Genomic DNA, 18,758 nt, shown 5'->3' on the forward strand with positions numbered 1-18,758 from the left:
CTGATCAGAGCCCCGTGGTGACGTCGATCGACTGGCCGTCGGCCAGGGTCACGATCGCTTTTTTGATGTCGACCCGGCGACCCAGGATACCCCGGAAGCGCTTGGTCTTGCCCTTTTGAACCAGGGTGTTGACCTTCAGGACGTTGACTTTGAACAGGCTTTCGACCGCCGCGGCGATCTCGTCCTTGGTCGCCGTGTCGGCGACGCGGAAGACGACCTTGTTCTGCTCGGACAGGATCGTGGCCTTTTCGGTGATCACCGGAGCCAGGATGGTGTCGTAGTGCTTGGCGGTAGGTTGAGCGGCCATTACGCGGCTTCCTTATCGCTGAAGCGGGCTTCGATCGCCTCGATAGCGGCCTTGGTCAGCACCAGCTTGTCAGCCCGCAGGATGTCATAGACGTTCAGGCCGGCGTTCGGCAGCACGTCGATGTGCGGGATGTTGCGTGCGGCCAGGCCGAAGTTCGTGTCGACTTCCGGACCCGCGATGATGAGAGCCTTGGTCCAGCCCAGCTTGCCGAGCGTCTCGCGCAGCGAGGCGGTCTTGGCTTCCTTGACCGAGACGGTGTCCACGATGATCAGGTCGCCGGACTTCGCCTTGGAGGACAGGGCGTGACGCAGAGCGAGCGCGCGGATCTTCTTCGGCAGCGAGAAGCCGTGGTCGCGAACGACCGGACCAAAGGCGCGCGAACCGCCGACGAACTGCGGTGCACGGCGCGAACCGTGACGAGCGCCGCCGGTGCCCTTTTGCTTGTACATCTTCTTGCCCGTACGAGAATTCTCGTTGCGGGTTTGAACCTTGTGCGTGCCGGCGCGACGCTTGGCCAGCTGCCAGTTGACGGTGCGGGCCAGGATGTCGCCGCGGATGTCGGAGATGCCGAAGACGGCGTCCGACAGTTCCACGTCGCCAGCGGCCTTGCCGTCGAGTTGGATGACAGAGAGTTTCATTACGCTTCACCGCCTTCGGTCGCTTCGACGGGGGCTTCTTCAGCCGGGGTCGAGGCGGGTTGAGCAGCAGACTTGCTCGACTTCAGCGCACCGGGGAACGGAGCGTCAGCCGGGCGAGCCTTCTTGATGGCGTCACGAACCTTGACGTAGCTGCCGTCATGACCGGGGACAGCGCCCTTGATCAGGATCAGGCCACGCTCGGCGTCCACGCGGACGACGGTCAGGTTCTGGGTGGTGACGGTTTCGGCCCCGTAGTGACCGGCCATCTTCTTGCCAGGGAAGGTCCGACCCGGGTCCTGACGGTTACCCGTCGAACCGTGCGAACGGTGCGACAGCGAAACACCGTGCGTGGCGCGCAGGCCGCCGAAGTTCCAGCGCTTCATGGCGCCGGCGAAACCCTTACCAATGGTCTCGCCCTGGATATCGACCTTCTGACCCACAACGAAGTGTTCAGCCGAAAGTTCGGCGCCCACATCCAGCAGACCTTCCGCATCGACGCGGAACTCGGTCACATAGGCTTTCGGTTCGACTTCCGCCTTGGCGAAGGTCTCGCGTTGAGCCTTGTTGGTGTTCTTGGCCTTCTTCGTGCCAGCGCCCAGTTGGAGAGCGACGTAACCGTCACGCTCCTGGGTACGTTGGCCGACGACCTGGCAGCCGTCGAGCTGAAGCACAGTGACCGGTACGTGCGCGCCGTCATCGGCGAACACGCGGGTCATGCCCAGCTTCTTGGCGATCACGCCCGTGCGCATCGGATCCCGCCTCTTTCTACTTTAAATCTTGATCTCGACGTCCACACCGGCGGACAGGTCGAGCTTCATGAGCGCGTCCACGGTCTGCGGGGTGGGGTCGACGATGTCGAGCACGCGTTTGTGCGTGCGGATTTCAAACTGCTCACGCGACTTCTTATCGACGTGCGGAGAGCGGTTCACGGTGAACTTCTCGATCAGGGTCGGCAGCGGAATCGGACCGCGAACGGTCGCGCCGGTGCGCTTGGCTGTATTGACGATCTCGCGCGTCGAGAAATCGAGGACGCGGTGATCAAAGGCCTTGAGCCTGATGCGGATGCTTTGATCCATATCGGTGCTTACTTCCAATGCGGTCGGAGGACCGCGTCCCTGTGAACCATTTCAAAGACCGAAGGCCTTCGGGCATAGAGCCCTCAGGGAACGCAAATCCGCAAAAACGATCGGCCCACGCAGTCGCCTGCGAAGGCCGCTAAAGTCCTGGGTCACTGCAAAGAACAGGGTCTCAGGTCGTTCCTGCGAACCGCGTCTGCATCCGGGGATGCACAGCCGGTCCAACAAGAGTGGGGCTTATGCCTACCGATTCCATTTTCGTCAAGCGGCGAAACCGTGGCGGCGACAGGATTCCGTCAGGCCGGTTCCAGCGTCGCCGCAGGCGTCGAAATCGGCGCAGATCGCCCCGCCTCATCGACCGCCACCATGACGAATTCGGCCACGGCCGACCGCCGTCGTTCGCCGGTCAACAGCGCCTCGGCCCACAGCTCCACCTCTATAGTGACGGAGGAGCGGCCGACCCGCGTGACGCGCGACGCCAGTTCGATCATGTCTCCTTCTCTTATAGGCGACGAGAAGTCGATGCGGTTCGACGCCGCCATGACCATGACGCCCCTGGCCCGTCGGGTGGCGCGGATGAAGGCGGCCTTGCCCATCAGCTTCAGTGCGTCGCCGCCGTAGAGGGTGCCATAGTGGTTGGTCCAGGTCGGGAAGACCATCTCCGCCGTCCGCAGCCAGCCGTCCCCCCGCTCCGCCCGCTTGTCCGGAACCGGCGGCAGGTCGCCCTGCCCCGCTTCGCGGGGCGCCACCATGTTGAACACGCCGCGCGTACACAGGCGGCGCTCGCCGCTGACCGGCGCCTCGGCCCACAGTTCGACCTCGACCCCCATGGAGGTGCGGCCCACGCGAACCACCCGCCCCGTCGCCTCGACCATTTCACCGATCCGGGCGGGTGCGGCGAAGTCGATCCGCTCGCAGCCCGCCGTGACCGTGTGCCGCCGCGCATGACGCGCGGCGGCCAGGAAGGCGACCTTGTCCAGGTGCGCCAGACCGACGCCGCCGAACAATGTGCCGTGGTGGTTGGCGTCGCCAGGGAACACCATGTCTATAAGCGTGACGCTCATCCCCCTACGGCCTCCAGGCGCGCGGCCTTCGCGGCCGAGACCATATTGGTCAGCGCCGCCTCGGTCTCGGCCCAACCGCGGGTCTTCAGGCCGCAGTCCGGGTTCACCCACAGCCGGTCCGCCGGCAGCTTGCCCGCCGCCGCCGTCAGCAGGGCCGCCATCTCGTCCACAGACGGCACGCGCGGCGAGTGGATGTCATAGACGCCCGGTCCGATCTCGGCCGGATAGCGATAGTCGGAGAAGGCGTCGAGCAACTCCATCCTGGACCGCGAGGTCTCGATGGAGATGACGTCGGCGTCCATGGCCCCGATGGACTGGATGATGTCGTTGAACTCGGAATAGCACATGTGGGTGTGGATCTGGGTCTCGTCCCGCACGCCCGATGCGGTGATGCGGAAACACTCGACCGCCCAGTCCAGATAGGCCGCCCAGTCGGCGCGGCGCAGGGGCAGGCCCTCGCGCAGGGCCGCCTCGTCGATCTGGATCACGACGGCGCCCGCGGTTTCCAGATCGATCACCTCGTCACGGATGGCGAAGGCGATCTGGCGGCAGGTCTCGCTGCGCGGCTGGTCGTCGCGCACGAAGGACCAGTTCAGGATCGTCACCGGGCCGGTCAGCATCCCCTTCATCGGCCGATCGGTCAGGCCCTGGGCGTAACGCCACCATTCCACCGTCATCGGTCTGGGCCGCGACACGTCGCCATAGATGATCGGCGGCCGCACGCAGCGCGAGCCATAGGACTGGACCCAGGCGGCCTTGGTGAAGACGAAGCCGGACAGCTGTTCCCCGAAATACTGGACCATGTCGTTGCGTTCGAACTCGCCGTGGACCAGCACGTCCAGACCCAGGTCTTCCTGCCATTTCACCGTGCGCGCCGTCTCTTCGCGCAGGAAGGCGGCGTAGGCGGCGTCGTCGATGACGCCCTTGCCGTGATCGGCGCGCGCCTTTCGAACCTCGGCCGTCTGAGGGAAGGAGCCGATGGTGGTGGTCGGATAGGCGGGCAGGTTCAGCCGCCGCTGCTGCACCGTGCGCCGGATCTCGAAGCTGGAGGTGCGGGTCGACAGGGCGGGGTCGGCGTCGGCGGCGCGCGCCTGGACCTTCGGATCATTGATGCGCGGCGAGGTGCGGCGCGAGGCGACGGCGGCGGTCGAGGCGTCCAGTTCGGCCTTCACCGCATCGCGGTCCTGGTTCAGGGCGCGGGCCAGGGTCGCCAGTTCGGCCACCTTCTGCACGGCGAAGGCCAGCCAGTTCCTGATCTCCGGCTCCAGGGCGATCTCACGCTCCAGATCGATGGGGGTGTGGAGCAGCGAGCAGGACGGCGCCAGCACCACCCGGCGGCCCGAGGCGACCAGGGGCTCGACCCGGTCCAATACGGCGTTCAGATCGGCCTTCCACACATTGCGGCCGTCGATGACGCCCAGCGACAACACCTGATCGGGACGCATGTCCGAAGCGACCGGGGCCAGTTGCTCCGGGGCGCGGATCAGGTCGAGATGCAGGCCATGCACCGGCAGCTTCAACGCCGTATGCAGATTGTCGCCCAGCGCGCCGAAATAGGGGGTCAGCATCAGCTTGATCGGCGGCGTCACATCGGCCAGCACGCGATAGGCGTGATCATAGGCGGCCTTGGCCTCGTCGCTCAGGTCCGTGACCAGGCAGGGTTCGTCCATCTGCACCCAGGTCGCGCCCGCACGCGCCAGCGACCGCAGCACCTCGGCATAGACCGGCAGCAGCCGAGGCAGCAGGCTGAGGACGTCGAAGTCGGCCCCGCGCGTCTTGCCCAGCAGCAGATAGCTGACCGGCCCCAGCAGCACCGGCCGGGTGTCGATCCCCTGCCCCCTGGCTTCCAGATACTCGTCCAGCGCCTTGGTCGAGCCCAGCCGGAAGACCTGATCCGCCGTGAACTCAGGCGCGAGATAATGGTAGTTGGTGTCGAACCATTTGGTCATCTCCATCGCCGGCGCGCCCTCACCGCCGCCGTGGACATGACCGTGTTCGCAGACCGGACTGTCGCCGCCGCGAGACCCCGGCGCCCCAGACCCTCTGGCCATGGCGAAATAGGTCGCCAGATCGACCCGATCCCCGCTCCAGCCATAGGCGGCGGGCACGGCCCCGACCATGGCGGTCAGGTCCAGCACCTGGTCATAAAGAGAGAAGTCGTTCGACGGCACGATGTCGGCGCCCAGATCGCGCTGGCGGGCCCAGGTGAGGGCGCGCAGCTCGGCGGCGGTGGACAGCAGGGCGTCCCCGTCGATCTTGCCGGCCCAATAGGCCTCAAGCGCGGTCTTCAACTCGCGCTTGGGGCCGATGCGGGGAAAGCCGAGGGTGGCGACCAGGACAGTGTGGCGGGTCATGACGTTCGAAACCTGTATTATGGCCAGGCTTCGGACAGGGTCGCGCGGACGCCGACGCGAACAAGGGTCCGGCGGCGCGCATGCGGCCTGACCGGACACCCCGCCGGAGGACGTTATCTGTCGGGGCAGGTCTCCTGGCTCACGGGTCGACGCCTCGGATCCGGCCTTCCCGGCGCGAACGCCAGTGACACGAGATGGACCCTCGACTCGCCGCTTACAGTTGCGGGGGCAGCGCCGGTTTCACACCGGCTTCCCTCTTAGCTCCACGCGCCCCGAAGACCGCGTGCAGACCACGACCCGGGCACATGACAGCAATGAAGCGCAGCCGTCAATACATATAAGGATATCCTTATATGATTATATGATTGCGGCCCGTTAACCCCTTGCCGCAGGAAACGCGCGCGCGTGACACATTTCGACCACAAGGCGTGGCGGATGAGCCACATGTCAGTTTCAAGACACTTATGTAACGACGGTTTATTGCTCAGCTTCTCGCGCCGGCTGGTAGCAGCCGCCCTCCCCGGGCCTCCACCCGGGCACAGACTGCTAAGGACAAAAGAAAATGAAGACGATCCTCCTCGCCTCGGCCGCCGCCGCCACCCTGTTCGCCGCCCCGGCCTTCGCCCAGAACGCCATCGGTTCGGTCGGCGTGACCTACTCCAACCCGTCGGTCGAAGTCGCCGGCGATGACGTCGACGCCGACGTCTGGACCGTGGACGGCACCGTCGCCCTGCCGGCCGCCGACTGGACCGTGACCCTGAACGGCGCCGTCGACTACACCAAGGCCTTCGGTGAAGAAGTCGTCACCGGCGTCGCCGCCGCCCACCTGACCAAGATGTGGACCTCGGACGTCCGCGCCGGCGCCTTCGTCGCCGCCAACGACATCGGTTCGGGCAACGATCCCGTCTGGACCGTCGGCGCCGAAGCCCAGAAGTACCTGTCCAACGCGACCCTGACCGGCCTGGTCGCCTACACCACGTCCGACGACAGCGACGCCGACATCTGGACCGTCGGCGGCGACGCCGCCTTCTACGTCATGCCGAACCTGCGCCTGAACGCCGGCGTCAGCTACAACAACGTCGACGTGGCCGGCGGCGACGTGGACGCCTGGACCTATGGCGTGGGCGCCGAGTACGAAATCGAGAACACCCCGTTCTCGGTCGGCGCCGCCTACAACCGCGCCGACGTCGACTCGATCGACGTCGACACCTGGTCGCTGGGCCTGCGCTACAGCTTCGGCGGCGGTCTGCAAGCGCGTGACCGCGCCGGCGCCGGCCTGAACGTCTCGTCGATCACGAGCGTCCTGGGCGGCCTGTAAGCAACGGCCTCCCTCACGGGATGAGAAGAGCCACGGCGGAGCGATCCGCCGGGGCTTTTTTCATGTCCGGATCGACGCACGAAAAAGGCCCCCAGGGTTCCACGACCGGGGGCCTTTCCTCTCGCGGCGAGATACGGGTCTTAACGCCCGATATGAAGCGTCCCTGATCCGACGACGGTGCGGGACACAGAGCCTGTGGCGGCGGCGACGCGGACGTTCCCCGAGCCGGCGATGGCGACGCTGAGGTCGCGGGTCGTTCCGCCGTAGCGGACGTCCCCGGACCCGCCGATGGCGACCGACAGCTTGTCCAACCGACCCTGGCGGACGTTCACCCCGCCCGAGCCGCCGATGGAGATGTCGCCCTGACCATTGGCGCTGGCGACCTCCACATTGCCCGAGCCGCCGACGGCGACCTTGAGGTCGCCCGTGCCGCCGGCCGAAACCGAGCCTGAACCGCCGACGCTGGCGTCCAGCGTCCGCGACGTCCCGGCGCGGATCGACCCCGAACCGCCGACGCCCAGCTCAAGGTCGCCGTCCACATTGGCGATGGTCCAGCCGCCGCAGCCGCCGCTGTCCAGTTCGACCGAGCGCGCGCCGCGTCCCACGGCGCCGAATACGGCGCCGCCGGCGCTGACATCCACGTTCCGCGGCGTGCGCAGGATGATCAGGGGCGCGTCCTCCAGCCGGATGCGGCCCAGATCGCGCACCTCGACCGTCGCGCCCTGGCCGGGCTGGGCTGCGTCTGCGCGGCCCGAGTTGCAGTTGCGTATGCCGTCGCCACGACCCCAGAGGCCATTGCGGCGAAGCCCGCCGTCGATCTCCACGTCACGGCCGTTGCGCCGCACCTGTACGGCCGGCAGCCGTGACCGGCCCTGCGTCACCTCGACGGCGATGTCCTGGCGGTCCTCGACGATGACGACCACGCGCGCCACGGCGTTGCGGATCTCGACTTCGCCGGCCGATGCGGGCGCGGCGGCGGCCAACCCCGTCAGGGCGGCGACGGCGGCGGCGGCGATCAGAGCGGTTTTCATGGAGGCGTTCCCTTTCCCGGATATGAGGAAAAGGTGCGCGCTGGCGACCCGCGAGTCATTTTAACTCGAGGTCATGAACTCGAATTAACGGGTGGCGTTCAAGGCGCCCGCGCCGTCCGCAACCCCGACCTCGGGCTGGAAGTCGCGCTCGAAGGTCGCGATCCGGCTCTTCATCGCCCCGGCTCGTTTCAAAGCCAGCGACGCCACCCAGCGCGCCGCCAGTTCCGGCGCCGCCATGCCGTCGGTGAGGCGCGGCTCGCCGCCCCGGCTGCGGATCACGGCGTTGGTGAACAGTGCGCCGTTTCTGAACCGCGACGGCCAGGTCTGGAAATCCATCGACAGGCTGACGCAGAACCGGTCCAGGTTCTCCACACGATGCGGCGCGTACAGGGGCCAGGTCAGGGCGCGGCCGGGCTCCAGATCCATGATCTGGGCGTCGTTCTCGAACGCCAGATCATAGGGCAGTTCCTCCGTCGTCTGGCGCGCAACGACCTGTTCCATGCTGCGCTCGGGCAGATGCCGCTCGTCGCCCGGATAGACGAACAGCCGCTTGCGCCCGCGCAGGTGGAACAGAACCACCCCCGCCGCATCGAAATGATAGGGCACCCGCGCCTTGGGCGAGGACAGGATCAGCTGGCCCGCGTTCCGCACCGCCCGCAGGCCCGGATAGGTCGCCTGGATCGCGGCGAAATCCTTCATCGCCGCCGCCCACAATTCGGGCCAGGCCGTCTCGACCCCGCGCAGATTGACCCAGAGCCGGCCCTGTTTGATCGCCTCCAGGAGATCCTCGCCCGACAGCCGCCCCCGCGCGCCGGTGCGCAAGCTGACCTGGCCCGCGTCGTCGTAGTCGTACAGATTGATGTCGAACAATTCGGCCGGATAGCGGTCCAGCACGGCGGCCAGGGCCGTATCCTCGGCGAAGCCCTGTTCCACCAGGCTGTGCGGATGGGTCTTGGCCTCCGCGATGGGGCCGGGGTAGCGGGTGCGGCGGCCGCTCATGATCCTATCCTCAGACATGGGCGACGCGCGCCGTCTTCTTGCGGGCGGCGGCCTTGCTGACGGCGGACCGAACCGCGACGGCCGCGCCGCGCAGCCGCCCGACCGGCGAGGCCTCGCAGGCCTCGATGGTGGACCAGCGACGGCGCAGCGACGCCCGCAGCGCCTCGCCCCGGCCGCCCGCCTTGTCCAGCACCCCCACCGCCGCGTCGCCCAGGGCCTGGGTCAGGCCGGGCCGCATCACCACCGCCTCGCGCACCGTCTGCCGGGCGTTGACGAAATACTTCTTGTAGCTCTCGCCCTCGAACCCGAAGTCGAAGACCCGGAAACCCTCGGCCGAGGCCAGCCGCATCGTGTCCATGCTCAGCAGTATCCCCGGCGAGCAACGCGCCAGGCTGGGCTCATAGACCGGGAACCAGAAATGATAATGCCGACCAGCGTGTAGCGAGAACTCGATCGCCACCAGCTTGTCCCCCGCATGCATGGCCGCCATCGAGGCCCCGAAGTCCGGCCGGGGATCCGCCATCAGGGCGTGGAGCAGGTCGCGCGTCCAGCCACAGGCGAAAATGTCGTGCAGGCCCGAGCGGCGATACTGGGCCGCCTTCAGATCGATCAACTGGTCCAGCAGGGCGGGGTCGTGCAGACCGCGTTCGACCCGAACGGGGCCCAGCTCGGCCTCCAGGCTGCGACGGGCCCGTTCCTTGTCCTTGAAATATTTACCGAAGGTCACGCGACGTTCGGCGTACCAGGCGTCGAAGCCGGCGTCCGGCATGGCGACCTGAACGGTCTCACGCGCCTGGCCGGTCTCGGCCGCGCCGATCCAGCCGGGGACGTTCAACCGGCGTGCATGAAGCAGGTGCGCCACCTGTTCCAGCGTGATGGTCTCGCCCTCGGCGGCGATCACGCCATGATAGTCGTTCATCGGCGCACCCAGCGGCTGCGCCGATCCGCCGCGTTTCTGATGCGGGAAGAAGCCGACGATCCGCCCGCCGCGCCGAAACACGGCCACGGCCGCGCCCGGACAGACGCGGGCGGCGATCTGCGTATAGTCCCAGCGGAAATAGGGACTGGTCAAGGCCGGATTGGTCGTCGTCCAGTCGCGCCACAGGGCGATCGCGGCGGCGTCCATCGCCTCCGCGCTCATGATCTCGACCTGCAGCGTTTCGGCCATGCGCGTCCTCATGCGACCCTTGGGAGCAAGGTCCATTCCAGAAACCATGCGCCATGGCCCGTTTCGGTATGGTTCATCGTCATGGTGAACGGGGTGATATCGCCACAGCCGGGAGCCCCGCCGCCCCGCGCGCGTTGCCATCCTGCGGAGGCCTGCTCCGCCAGGAGCCCCCCATGACAGACGCACGCCCCGACAATCGCAACGTAGAGAACGAAAACCTGCGTCCGGACCACGACGGCGAACCGCCGCGCCCCGCGACCGAACCCAAGGGCTCGGAAGGCTCCAGCAACTCGGGCGAGACCGCGACCGATCCTGCGACGGGCGAAGAGAACTGAACCCGACGCCACCACGCCCTTGTCTGTCGCCTCCGAAAGCTCCCGAATGAACCGCCGTTTCGCCTGCCTCGCCTCCAGTCTCGCCGTCCTGACCCTGGCCGCCTGTTCCCCGCCCGCCGACAATGACCGAGATGCGGCGACGTCCCCCGCCGCCGAAGTCGGGCAGTCAGGGCCCCTGTCGCGCGACGCCATCGAGAACAGCGCCTATTCGCCCCCTGCGCCCGACGCGCCCCCGACGACGGCGGAAAATCCGGCTCAACCGGAACCGGCCCTGATCCGCGCCCAGATTTTGCTGGAACGGGCGCGGTTTTCGCCCGGCGCCATCGACGGACTGGCCGGCTCGAACATGCGTCAGGCGATCTCGGCCTTTCAGGAGGCGCAGGGTCTGCCCGTCACCGGCGAACTGGACGCCGACATCATGGGCCGGCTTCGCGCCGTGGGGATCGGCGCCGTGACCTCGACCTATCGGATCACCAAGGAGGACGTGGCCGGCCCCTATATCGGCGTGGTTCCGACTGATCTGGAAGCCCAGGGCGAGGCGGCCGCCATGGGCTACGCCAATATCGTCGAAGCCCTGGCCGAACGTTTCCACGTGACCGAGGGCCTGCTGAGGGCGATGAATCCGGGCGCAGACTTCAACCGTGTCGGTCAGCCCCTGCTGGTTCCGGCGGTGAACACCACGTCCCTGCCCGCCGAGGTGGACCATATCGACGTCGACAAGGCCGAAGGCTCGGTCAAGGCGTTCGCCGCCGATGGCAAGCTGATCGCCTATTTCCCGGCCACCATCGGCAGCGGCGACAATCCGACGCCCACCGGGACGGTCAAGGTCAACGGCGTCGCCCGCAATCCGAACTATACCTACGACCCGTCCAAGTTGAGCTTTGGCGAAGGGAGCCGAAAGGTCGTGGTTCAGCCGGGACCGAACAATCCGGTCGGGGTGGTCTGGATCGATCTGAACAAGCCCAGCTACGGCATCCACGGCACGCCCGACCCGCATCTGGTCGGCAAGACCGCCTCGCACGGCTGCGTCCGCCTGACCAACTGGGACGCCTGGATGCTGGCCGACAAGGTCAAGCCCGGCGTGACCGTGCGGTTCGTCTGACTACTGAACCGCGCCGAAAGGCGTTCCGTCCCAGAAGTCGCAGTGGTGGCGGCCGAAGAAGTCCTTATCCAGTCGGTCGCCCTGGGCCGTGAACACCCGCACCGGCCCCGCACCCCCGACGCGGGGCCATTCGGGGCCGAAGTCGCCCTGGCCGAAACCGGCCCACAACCTCTGCATCCGGTCGGACAGGGCCTTCTGTCGGGGTGTGAACCGCTTCACATCGGTGAAGACCCAACTGGTCCCGAACACATAGGCCAGTTCGCTGGCGTGATAGGCGCCCAGGTCGAGGCCGACCAGCCAGTCCGGCAGGACGAAGGGCGCGCCGCGATCCGCGAACTCATAGCCCCAGACCGGCACATACCGGGACAACTGACGGCGCAGGGCCTGGGACGGACAGGCGAACCTCTGGTCGGTGAAGTTCGCAGCGATGGCGTAGGCCGGCCCCTCAGGACCGACCGGATAACGGTCCAGCACGCGCGGGCCGACATCGCCGTACATCCAGATCGTCTCCTTCTGGTAGCGATCCATATCCTTGACCTCGTTGGCGAACAGCCGCCCCTCGTCCAGGTTCGTGCCGACGATGACCGGCACGCGGGTGAAGCGGCCCTCATGGATCGCCAGGGCCGGGTTTTCCGGCACGGTCGCGTCGGTATGAACCGGTCCCCAGGATCCAGGCCCATTGATCCCCGCCCGCAGGGACGGCGCGCGCGCCAACCGCCAGGCCGGCAGGGCCTTCAGACAGTCGATCTGATCGGAGCCGCCACACCCCAGGTTTTCCGCAAACTTCGCCCCGGTCCTGGCCGCCTCCTCCGCGCTGACCAGGGACGACGGCTCCAGACATCCGCCGCTTTGCATGATGACCCGCTGGTACAGACCCTCGGATTTGGGCGAGGCCATCAGGTAGCAGGCCGTCCATGCCCCTGCGCTCTCGGCGAACAGGGTCACATTGGCCGGATCGCCGCCGAAGGCCGCGATGTTCCGATTCACCCATTGCAGGGCCGCCTGCTGGTCCATCAGGCCGAAATTGCCGCCGAAGCCTTCGCTTTCCGCCTGGAATTTCGGATGGGCCAGCCAGCCCAGGGCGCCCAGGCGGTAGTTCAGGGTGACGACCACCCGATCCTGATCGGCGGCCAGTTTCGACGGATCATAGTTGACGCCCGAGCCCACAGTGAAGGCGCCCCCGGGGATATAGACCATCACCGGCCGCAGCTCGGCGGCGTCTCCGGCGGGCATATAGATGTTCAGATACAGACAGTCCTCGCCCCCCACGACGAGGCCGCCGCCCCCGCCCAGAATGGCCTTGCGCCCAATGGCCTGGGTGCAGTCCGATCCCGGCCGGGTCGCATCGCGCACGCCGGCCCAGGCCTGGATCGGCTGCGGCGCGCGCCAGCGTAGATCGCCGACCGGCGGACGGGCGAAGGGCACGCCCAGAAAGGCGCGAACCCCCGCGCCCTGAACGCCGCGCACCGTCCCGGCCTGGGTCGTCGCCAGCACGGACCGGGCGTCGCTGGCGAACCGGACATGATCGACCTTGCCGGGATGGGTGGCGCAGGCCGCAAGCAGCAGGGACGCAAACAGAAGCGACAGAAAACGCATGAAGACCCTTGGCCGAGACGAGCGAGCTTAACGCGGCCGAAGCCAGAGCGTTTCGTTCGCGCCGAACGGCCGCGACATCAAGGCCAGAGGCGTTCGCGGCTCCAGGCGTCGCCGTCGCGCGTGAAGCGCAGCCGGTCATGCAGACGGAATGGACGGTCGCGCCAGAATTCGACGCTTTGCGGCGTCACACGCCAGCCGGTCCAGCGTTCGGGGCGCGGCACCTCGTCGCCTTCGAACCGGGCGGTCTCGCGCGCCACGGCGCCTTCCAGCGTCGCACGCGTGTCCAGCGGACGAGACTGGTCCGAGGCCCAGGCCCCGACCCGGCTCTCGCGGGCGCGGCTGGCGAAATAGGCGTCGGCCTCTTCCTTGCTGACCGGCTGCACCTGGCCGCGCACCCGCACCTGACGCCGCAACGACTTCCAGTGGAAGGTCAGGGCGGCCACCGGACGGGCGTCCAGCTCCAGACCCTTGGCGCTCTCGCGGTTCGAATAGAAGGTGAAGCCGCGCCCATCCACATCCTTCAGCAGGACGATCCGGGCGTCGGGCATGCCGTCGGCGTCCACCGTAGACAGGGTCATGGCGTTGGAATCATTGACCTCGTGCGCCCCCGCCTCGGCCAGCCATTCGACGAACAGGCCGATGGGCTCGACCCGGTCAAAGATCGTCTCGTCGCCATTGGCGGCAAGGGCGGCGGCATAGTCGCGCGCGTACTCTTCGCGCGACGGGCTGGGCGGGATCACGGGGGGGGTCATGTGCCTGACTTAGCGCGGGACAGAGGCGGTGGAAATGATCGGGATCAAAACGGCCCCCCGGGCTCCAGTCGCGCGAGGCGCGGTAGCCCGACATGAATGGCCTCAAGGGGCGCGAAGCGCGGTAGCCCGAAAAGTTAAGTTAACCCGGCATTGACCCTAAGGCGCGAACGGTACGGGAATGAGCGCCATCCGTTCCACCTCCGACGCCGCCGCCGTTCGCGAAGCCCTGTCGATCCTGGGTCTGCACGGCGCGACCGACGCCGCCGCCCTCAAAACCGCCTTCCGTGCATCGGTGAAGGCGGCGCGTCCGGACCAGGCCGGCGGAGACGCCGAACGGTTCCGGCGGGTGATCGCCGCCTACCGCCTGATCCAGGCCCACGCCCCTGCCCGTCCCAGCCTGGCGGCGCCCGTCGAACGCCCCGCGCCGCGGCCGGTGCTGGGGCTCAGCCCGATGCAGGCCCTGGCCGGCGCGCGGGTCGAACTGAGGCTGGACGCGCGCACGGTTCGGGTCGCCGTCCCGGCAGGCCTGCGCACGGGCGAGCATCTGCGGCTGCGCGGCGGCGCGACGGACGGTTCGGACCTGTATCTGGCGGTGCTGATCCGGCCCGAGGACGGGCTTTCGGTCATGGGCGACGACCTGTTCATGTCCTGGCCCACCCCCTCGCGCCTGCTGGACGAAGGCGGCCGGGTCGAGATCGAAACCCATGCGGGCGCCCGCTCGGCCTGGATCACGCCCGAGATGGCGGCCCCGGCGCGGGTGCGGTTCAAGGACATGGGCCTGCCGGCGCGCGGTCCCCATCCTGCGGGCCATCTGTTCGTGACCCTGACCCCGTCGTCAGAGGCGCCCTCGGCCGCCGAGGATATGCTAGCCCGGTTCACCCGCGCCTGGGCGCCGGAGCGTCTGGCGGCCTGACAGGTCTCGCCTAGCAGCAGAACGCTGCCCGGACACTGGACCTGGCCGCCGTCCTCGACCATTAGGGTCGGCCATGTCGCACAACACCTTCGGCCATCTGTTTCGCGTGACCACCTGGGGCGAGAGCCATGGGCCGGCTATCGGCTGCGTCGTGGACGGCTGTCCGCCGCTGATCCCGCTGACCGAGGCCGATCTTCAGCCCTGGCTGGATCAGCGCAAGCCCGGGGGTTCGCGCTTCGTGACCCAGAGGCGCGAGAGCGATACGGCCCAGATCCTGTCGGGCGTGTTCGACGACGGCGAAGGCCCGGTGACCACCGGCACGCCCATCTCGATCCTGATCCAGAACGAGGACCAGCGGTCCAAGGACTATGGCGAGATCGCCCGCGCCTATCGGCCGGGCCACGCCGACTTCACCTATCAGACCAAATACGGGGTTCGTGATCCGCGCGGCGGCGGACGGTCCTCGGCGCGGGAAACCGCCAGCCGGGTGGCGGCGGGCGCCGTGGCGCGCAAGGTGCTGGGCGACGGCGTGAAGATCCGCGCCGGCGTGGTCCAGATCGGGCCGCACAGGATCGCCCCCGAAGACATCGATTTCGACGCCGTCCACGACAATCCCCTGTTCGTCGCCTCGCGCGCCGTCGTGTCCGCGTGGGAGGCCTATCTGGACGATATCCGCAAGGCCGGGTCGTCCATCGGCGCCGTGGTCGCGCTGGAGGTCACAGGCGTGCCGGCCGGCTGGGGCGCCCCCCTGTACGGCAAGCTGGATTCCGAACTGGCCGCCGCCCTGATGTCGATCAACGCCGCCAAGGGCGTCGAGATCGGCGCCGGCTTCGCAGCCGCTGAACTGTCGGGCGAGGACAACGCCGACCAGATGCGGCTGGACCTGAACAAGCAGCCGGTCTTCCTGTCCAACCATGCGGGCGGGGTTCTGGGCGGCATATCGACGGGGCAGCCGGTGACGGCGCGGGTGGCGTTCAAACCCACCTCCTCGATCCTGACGCCGCGCCAGACCATCACCCGCGACGGCGAGGAGACCGACCTTCGCACCAAGGGCCGCCACGACCCCTGCGTCGCCCTTCGCGCCGTGCCGGTGGTCGAGGCCATGGCCGCCTGCGTCCTGGCCGACGCCCTGCTGCGCCACCGCGCCCAGGTGGGCTGACGGCCAAGGACTGAGGGCGGGTCGATCAGCCTGGTCGGGCGCGCAGCTTTTGACCGTCCGAAACCACTGTCGGGCGGACAGGCGCGCGCTCTTCCGTTCGTGCGGCCGTCTTCTCATCCTGTCGCATCAGAGCCATCAGGCCGGTTAGACCCGTCGTCATCACGATCATCGGCGACTCCTGCAACTGCGAACCGTTTGCAGGTTTGCGCACATCCGGGTGGCGTGCAAGAGAGGTTCGTCGGTGGCGCCGCACCCCAGGAGATCACCCGTGCGTGAAGACGGAAAACTGGACTACCTCGAACTGCCCGCCGCCAGGCTGCCCGAAACCAAGGAGTTCTACAGCCGGGCCTTCGGCTGGACCTTCGTCGACTACGGCCCGACCTACGCCGCCTTCGACCAGGGACTGGATGGAGGGTTCGACGCCGACCAAGCCGAGCGGACGAAGACGCCCCTGCCCATCCTTTACGCCCACGATCTGGAAGCCATGCAGGCCAAGGTCCAGGCGGCGGGCGGCGTGATCCTGAAGCCGATCTACGCCTTTCCCGGCGGCCGACGGTTCCACTTCGCCGATCCGGCGGGAACCGAAATGGCGGTCTGGTCCGAAAACTGAGATCGCCTAGCGGGCGTCGACCGACTGGGCGATCCGTTCGCCCTGTTCGCGGTCGGCGCCGTCCGGCGACGCCACCCAGACGTGGATTTCCAGCGGCGCGGTCGCACGCTGAAACAGATGCTCGATGGCCAGGCGGCGTCCGCCCTCGGTCACGACGATGGAGGCCCGTCCGCCGGCCTGGATCATCTGGCCGTCATAGATGGGAAACTGCGACGCCGGCCCCGCGTAGATCATGACCAGAACCGTGTCCCCGCGACGGACGGCGTAGATTCGGGCGTCGGCGCCGGCGCGCGACTGGGTCAGCACGGTTCCGGACGGCAGATCCAGCGTGAACGGCAAGGCGGCCATGGCCGCAGCGTCCAATCCTTGAGGCCCGACGGGCGGCGCAGGCGCGGGCCGCACGGGACTGGCCTGAACCGGCGCAGGCGTCGGCGCGGCGGTGGGGCGCTGGACGACGGGGGCGGTCGATGGAGACCGGACAGGGGTCTGCGCAGGCGGCGGCGTAACCGGCCTCTGGGCAGCGGGCCTCTGGGCAGCAGGCGTTTGGGCGGCGGGCGTCTGGGCAACAGGCGTCTGGGCCCCGGGCGTCACGGGCCGGGCGGTCGAGGCCGGCGCGCTGTTCAGGTCGCGGGTCAAGGTCGAGGGCTGGGGCGCTGGTCTGGACTGCGGGGCCGGCTCCACCCGGACGGGCGCAGGCGCAGGCGCAGGGGCGACCTGCGCGGGGGCCGAAACAGGAGCCGAGGTCGGGGCGGAGGTCGCGAACGGCGGTCCGCTGTTGAGATCGCGCGTCAGATCCGAGGCCGAGCGCGGCGTGGACGTGTCCTGCCCGGACACAAGAGCGACGGCGAGAGCGATGACGACCATGGCCGGACCATTACCCGGCGCCGAAGGAACCGCAAGCGTGCGGTCAGGCGTGCGGCAGATTCACCCAGAAGGTCGCGCCCTCGCCGGGGCTCGAGATCACGCCGATGGCGCCGCCCTGCAGTTCGACCAGTCGTTTGGCGATGGCCAGACCGACGCCGTGGCCCTCCACGCTGGATCGCTCCAGTCCCAGACGATTGAAGGGCTCGAACAGCTGCGATTGCTTCTGCGAGGACAGGCCCGGGCCGAAATCGACCACCTCGATGCGGATATGCTGGGCCGCACGAAGCGCCCGCAGAATCACCCGCCCGCCCGAGCCGCCGTATTTGAGGGCGTTGCTGGTCAGATTGTCGATCACCTGCGCCAGTCGCTGGGAATCGGCCACCGCGACCAGACCGTCGCCCTCGCAGACCACCTGCACATCCACCGACTGGGCTTCCGACCTGAGCATGGCCGCGCGCCTGACGTCTTCCAGCAGGCCGGGAATATCGGTCGGCCGCAGATCGACCTTGACCGCGCCGGACTCGGCTCGCGCCACATCGAGCAGGTCGTGGGCCAGCGCCTCCACCTGGCGCGCGGTCTTGACCAGCACGTCCGCCATTTCCGTCTGCTGGGGCGTGACAGGCCCGAGCTGGCCGGTCGACCACAGATTGCCGATGCCGATCACGCCGGCGACCGGGCTCTTGATCTCATGCGCCACATTGGCGAGCAGGCGCGACTTGGCCTCCGAGGCTCGCTCCGCCCGGACCTGCCCGGATCGCGCCCGTTCGGACAGACGGTCGCGCTCCTCCAGAAGAGCCGCGACCAGCAGGATCGGCATATAGCCGACCAGAACCTGGAGCTGGGCCGCCAGAACCTGTTCCGACCGGCTCAGGGTCTCGATATGGGGACCGTAGCCGAGCATGGCGCCCCCGACCGACAGCAGGGTGACGACCAGCAGGCTGAAGGCCGTGCCCGCGACGCCGAGTCGGACCGCGACCCCGAGCAACAAGGGGATCATCGCCACACCGATCTCAGCACGGCCGGTCAGGCCGAAGAACTGGACAGCCAGCACGCCCGCCAGCAACAGGCCGGCCTCCAACAGCGCGCCGGGGCGGGTGAGACGGGCCAGGGTGGACCAGGTCAGAGACAAGCCGAGCGTGCCTATGACGGCCAAGCCCAGCGCATGACCGAACCACCAGGTCTGAAACGTCTCCAGCACGTCGCCCGAACCGAACGGCGCCAAGGCGATCGACGCGAACACGCCCGCCGGGATCGGCGCGAGAGCCGCGGTGCAAATGAGAAACCGCGCCACGCCGTTCAGGCTGGACACGTTCAGCGTCGGGGCGAAGCGGCGCGCCAGAAGAACCGCCCCGATGATCTCCACCATGTTCGCCAGGGCGAACAGCAGGGACAGCATGGGCTTGTAGCCGGCGATCAACTCGCCGATCAGGATGCTGATCATCAGAACGGTGGCGAAGGCCACGTCGTGACGC

19 protein-coding genes and 1 riboswitch are annotated in these 18,758 nt (G+C 68.0%); of the genes, 6 read left to right on the top strand and 13 right to left on the bottom strand.

All coding sequences use genetic code 11. From position 1 onward, the window contains the following. Positions 1-4: 4 nt before the first annotated feature. From ER13_RS04955 to metE, 6 genes are all read right to left on the bottom strand, one after another. Positions 5-307, bottom strand: a complete 303-nt coding sequence (locus ER13_RS04955) for a 50S ribosomal protein L23 (RefSeq protein ID WP_008260292.1) — start codon at positions 305-307, stop codon at positions 5-7. Further along, a complete protein-coding gene (gene rplD / locus ER13_RS04960; protein ID WP_035307172.1) occupies positions 307-945 on the bottom strand; it encodes a 50S ribosomal protein L4 in 639 nt (212 codons plus the stop codon). The genes ER13_RS04955 and rplD overlap by 1 nt, the downstream gene beginning before the upstream one ends. After that, entirely contained in the window at positions 945-1,694 is a 750-nt protein-coding gene (rplC, locus tag ER13_RS04965) for a 50S ribosomal protein L3 (protein WP_008259444.1), read from the bottom strand. Before rplC ends, rplD begins: the two co-directional genes overlap by 1 nt. A gap of 21 nt (positions 1,695-1,715) precedes the next feature. After that, a complete protein-coding gene (gene rpsJ / locus ER13_RS04970) occupies positions 1,716-2,021 on the bottom strand; it encodes a 30S ribosomal protein S10 (protein WP_003164367.1) in 306 nt (101 codons plus the stop codon). Between the two features lie 296 nt (positions 2,022-2,317). After that, the gene (locus tag ER13_RS04975; RefSeq protein ID WP_035307175.1) at positions 2,318-3,085 is read right to left on the bottom strand and encodes an acyl-CoA thioesterase; all 768 of its coding nucleotides are present in this window, start codon (positions 3,083-3,085) and stop codon (positions 2,318-2,320) included. Beyond that, entirely contained in the window at positions 3,082-5,439 is a 2,358-nt protein-coding gene (gene metE, locus ER13_RS04980) for a 5-methyltetrahydropteroyltriglutamate--homocysteine S-methyltransferase (RefSeq protein ID WP_035307178.1), read from the bottom strand. The genes ER13_RS04975 and metE overlap by 4 nt, the downstream gene beginning before the upstream one ends. Before the next feature lie 106 nt (positions 5,440-5,545). Beyond that, positions 5,546-5,738: riboswitch (cobalamin riboswitch) on the bottom strand. Between the two features lie 263 nt (positions 5,739-6,001). On the opposite strand from metE, the gene ER13_RS04985 reads away from it, so the two are divergent. Continuing rightward, entirely contained in the window at positions 6,002-6,757 is a 756-nt protein-coding gene (locus ER13_RS04985; RefSeq protein WP_035307181.1) for a porin, read from the top strand. Positions 6,758-6,897: 140 nt separating this feature from the next. On the opposite strand, the gene ER13_RS04990 is transcribed toward ER13_RS04985, so the two are convergent. The 3 genes from ER13_RS04990 to ER13_RS05000 all read right to left on the bottom strand — a co-directional run bounded on the left by ER13_RS04990 (position 6,898) and on the right by ER13_RS05000 (position 9,955). Continuing rightward, positions 6,898-7,788, bottom strand: coding sequence for a DUF2807 domain-containing protein (locus ER13_RS04990; protein ID WP_008264255.1), 891 nt, complete (start codon positions 7,786-7,788; stop codon positions 6,898-6,900). 84 nt (positions 7,789-7,872) lie between these two features. Then, positions 7,873-8,787, bottom strand: a complete 915-nt coding sequence (locus tag ER13_RS04995) for a transcriptional regulator (RefSeq protein WP_035307184.1) — start codon at positions 8,785-8,787, stop codon at positions 7,873-7,875. Between the two features lie 10 nt (positions 8,788-8,797). Continuing rightward, positions 8,798-9,955, bottom strand: coding sequence for a GNAT family N-acetyltransferase (locus ER13_RS05000; RefSeq protein ID WP_035307188.1), 1,158 nt, complete (start codon positions 9,953-9,955; stop codon positions 8,798-8,800). A gap of 173 nt (positions 9,956-10,128) precedes the next feature. Here ER13_RS05000 and ER13_RS18620 point away from each other — a divergent pair, with 173 nt between their 5' ends. After that, positions 10,129-10,290, top strand: coding sequence for a hypothetical protein (locus ER13_RS18620; protein WP_008259259.1), 162 nt, complete (start codon positions 10,129-10,131; stop codon positions 10,288-10,290). Positions 10,291-10,336: 46 nt separating this feature from the next. After that, entirely contained in the window at positions 10,337-11,392 is a 1,056-nt protein-coding gene (locus ER13_RS05005; RefSeq protein ID WP_035307191.1) for a L,D-transpeptidase, read from the top strand. Here ER13_RS05005 and ER13_RS05010 read toward each other — a convergent pair whose 3' ends face one another. Together ER13_RS05010 and pdxH are read right to left on the bottom strand one after the other, a co-directional pair. Then, a complete protein-coding gene (locus ER13_RS05010) occupies positions 11,393-12,988 on the bottom strand; it encodes a carboxylesterase/lipase family protein (protein ID WP_035307194.1) in 1,596 nt (531 codons plus the stop codon). A gap of 77 nt (positions 12,989-13,065) precedes the next feature. Continuing rightward, complete coding sequence (pdxH, locus tag ER13_RS05015) at positions 13,066-13,740, bottom strand: pyridoxamine 5'-phosphate oxidase (protein WP_035307197.1); 675 nt, start codon at positions 13,738-13,740, stop codon at positions 13,066-13,068. 178 nt (positions 13,741-13,918) lie between these two features. On the opposite strand from pdxH, the gene ER13_RS05020 reads away from it, so the two are divergent. The 3 genes from ER13_RS05020 (at position 13,919) to ER13_RS05030 (ending at position 16,422) form a co-directional block, all read left to right on the top strand. Beyond that, positions 13,919-14,653 carry a DnaJ C-terminal domain-containing protein gene (locus tag ER13_RS05020; RefSeq protein ID WP_035307199.1) on the top strand — a complete coding sequence of 245 codons (735 nt, stop codon included), beginning with the start codon at positions 13,919-13,921 and terminating at the stop codon, positions 14,651-14,653. A gap of 73 nt (positions 14,654-14,726) precedes the next feature. Continuing rightward, positions 14,727-15,812, top strand: a complete 1,086-nt coding sequence (aroC, locus tag ER13_RS05025) for a chorismate synthase (RefSeq protein ID WP_035307202.1) — start codon at positions 14,727-14,729, stop codon at positions 15,810-15,812. A 268-nt stretch (positions 15,813-16,080) separates the two neighbouring features. Next, entirely contained in the window at positions 16,081-16,422 is a 342-nt protein-coding gene (locus ER13_RS05030; protein WP_035307204.1) for a VOC family protein, read from the top strand. Between the two features lie 6 nt (positions 16,423-16,428). Here ER13_RS05030 and ER13_RS18320 read toward each other — a convergent pair whose 3' ends face one another. Together ER13_RS18320 and ER13_RS05040 are read right to left on the bottom strand one after the other, a co-directional pair. Continuing rightward, positions 16,429-17,286 (bottom strand): hypothetical protein, encoded by an 858-nt coding sequence (locus tag ER13_RS18320; RefSeq protein ID WP_035307206.1) that lies wholly within the window; start codon positions 17,284-17,286, stop codon positions 16,429-16,431. A gap of 43 nt (positions 17,287-17,329) precedes the next feature. Continuing rightward, on the bottom strand, positions 17,330-18,758 hold a 1,429-nt coding region (locus ER13_RS05040; RefSeq protein WP_035307211.1), incomplete at its 5' end, for a HAMP domain-containing sensor histidine kinase.

The organism is Brevundimonas sp. EAKA (assembly GCF_000698025.1).
Taxonomy (GTDB): domain Bacteria; phylum Pseudomonadota; class Alphaproteobacteria; order Caulobacterales; family Caulobacteraceae; genus Brevundimonas; species Brevundimonas mediterranea_A.

Excerpts from the sequence above, each read along its gene's own strand:
- rplC (WP_008259444.1), bottom strand. The coding sequence starts at position 1,694 with ATGCGCACGGGCGTGATCGCCAAGAAGCTGGGCATGACCCGCGTGTTC.
- ER13_RS05000 (WP_035307188.1), bottom strand. The coding sequence starts at position 9,955 with ATGGCCGAAACGCTGCAGGTCGAGATCATGAGCGCGGAGGCGATGGAC.
- aroC (WP_035307202.1), top strand. The coding sequence starts at position 14,727 with ATGTCGCACAACACCTTCGGCCATCTGTTTCGCGTGACCACCTGGGGC.
- ER13_RS04975 (WP_035307175.1), bottom strand. The coding sequence starts at position 3,085 with ATGAGCGTCACGCTTATAGACATGGTGTTCCCTGGCGACGCCAACCAC.
- ER13_RS04955 (WP_008260292.1), bottom strand. The coding sequence starts at position 307 with ATGGCCGCTCAACCTACCGCCAAGCACTACGACACCATCCTGGCTCCG.
- metE (WP_035307178.1), bottom strand. The coding sequence starts at position 5,439 with ATGACCCGCCACACTGTCCTGGTCGCCACCCTCGGCTTTCCCCGCATC.
- ER13_RS05005 (WP_035307191.1), top strand. The coding sequence starts at position 10,337 with ATGAACCGCCGTTTCGCCTGCCTCGCCTCCAGTCTCGCCGTCCTGACC.
- ER13_RS05020 (WP_035307199.1), top strand. The coding sequence starts at position 13,919 with ATGAGCGCCATCCGTTCCACCTCCGACGCCGCCGCCGTTCGCGAAGCC.
- ER13_RS04990 (WP_008264255.1), bottom strand. The coding sequence starts at position 7,788 with ATGAAAACCGCTCTGATCGCCGCCGCCGCCGTCGCCGCCCTGACGGGG.
- pdxH (WP_035307197.1), bottom strand. The coding sequence starts at position 13,740 with ATGACCCCCCCCGTGATCCCGCCCAGCCCGTCGCGCGAAGAGTACGCG.
- rpsJ (WP_003164367.1), bottom strand. The coding sequence starts at position 2,021 with ATGGATCAAAGCATCCGCATCAGGCTCAAGGCCTTTGATCACCGCGTC.
- ER13_RS18320 (WP_035307206.1), bottom strand. The coding sequence starts at position 17,286 with ATGGTCGTCATCGCTCTCGCCGTCGCTCTTGTGTCCGGGCAGGACACG.
- rplD (WP_035307172.1), bottom strand. The coding sequence starts at position 945 with ATGAAACTCTCTGTCATCCAACTCGACGGCAAGGCCGCTGGCGACGTG.
- ER13_RS18620 (WP_008259259.1), top strand. The coding sequence starts at position 10,129 with ATGACAGACGCACGCCCCGACAATCGCAACGTAGAGAACGAAAACCTG.
- ER13_RS04995 (WP_035307184.1), bottom strand. The coding sequence starts at position 8,787 with ATGAGCGGCCGCCGCACCCGCTACCCCGGCCCCATCGCGGAGGCCAAG.
- ER13_RS05010 (WP_035307194.1), bottom strand. The coding sequence starts at position 12,988 with ATGCGTTTTCTGTCGCTTCTGTTTGCGTCCCTGCTGCTTGCGGCCTGC.
- ER13_RS04985 (WP_035307181.1), top strand. The coding sequence starts at position 6,002 with ATGAAGACGATCCTCCTCGCCTCGGCCGCCGCCGCCACCCTGTTCGCC.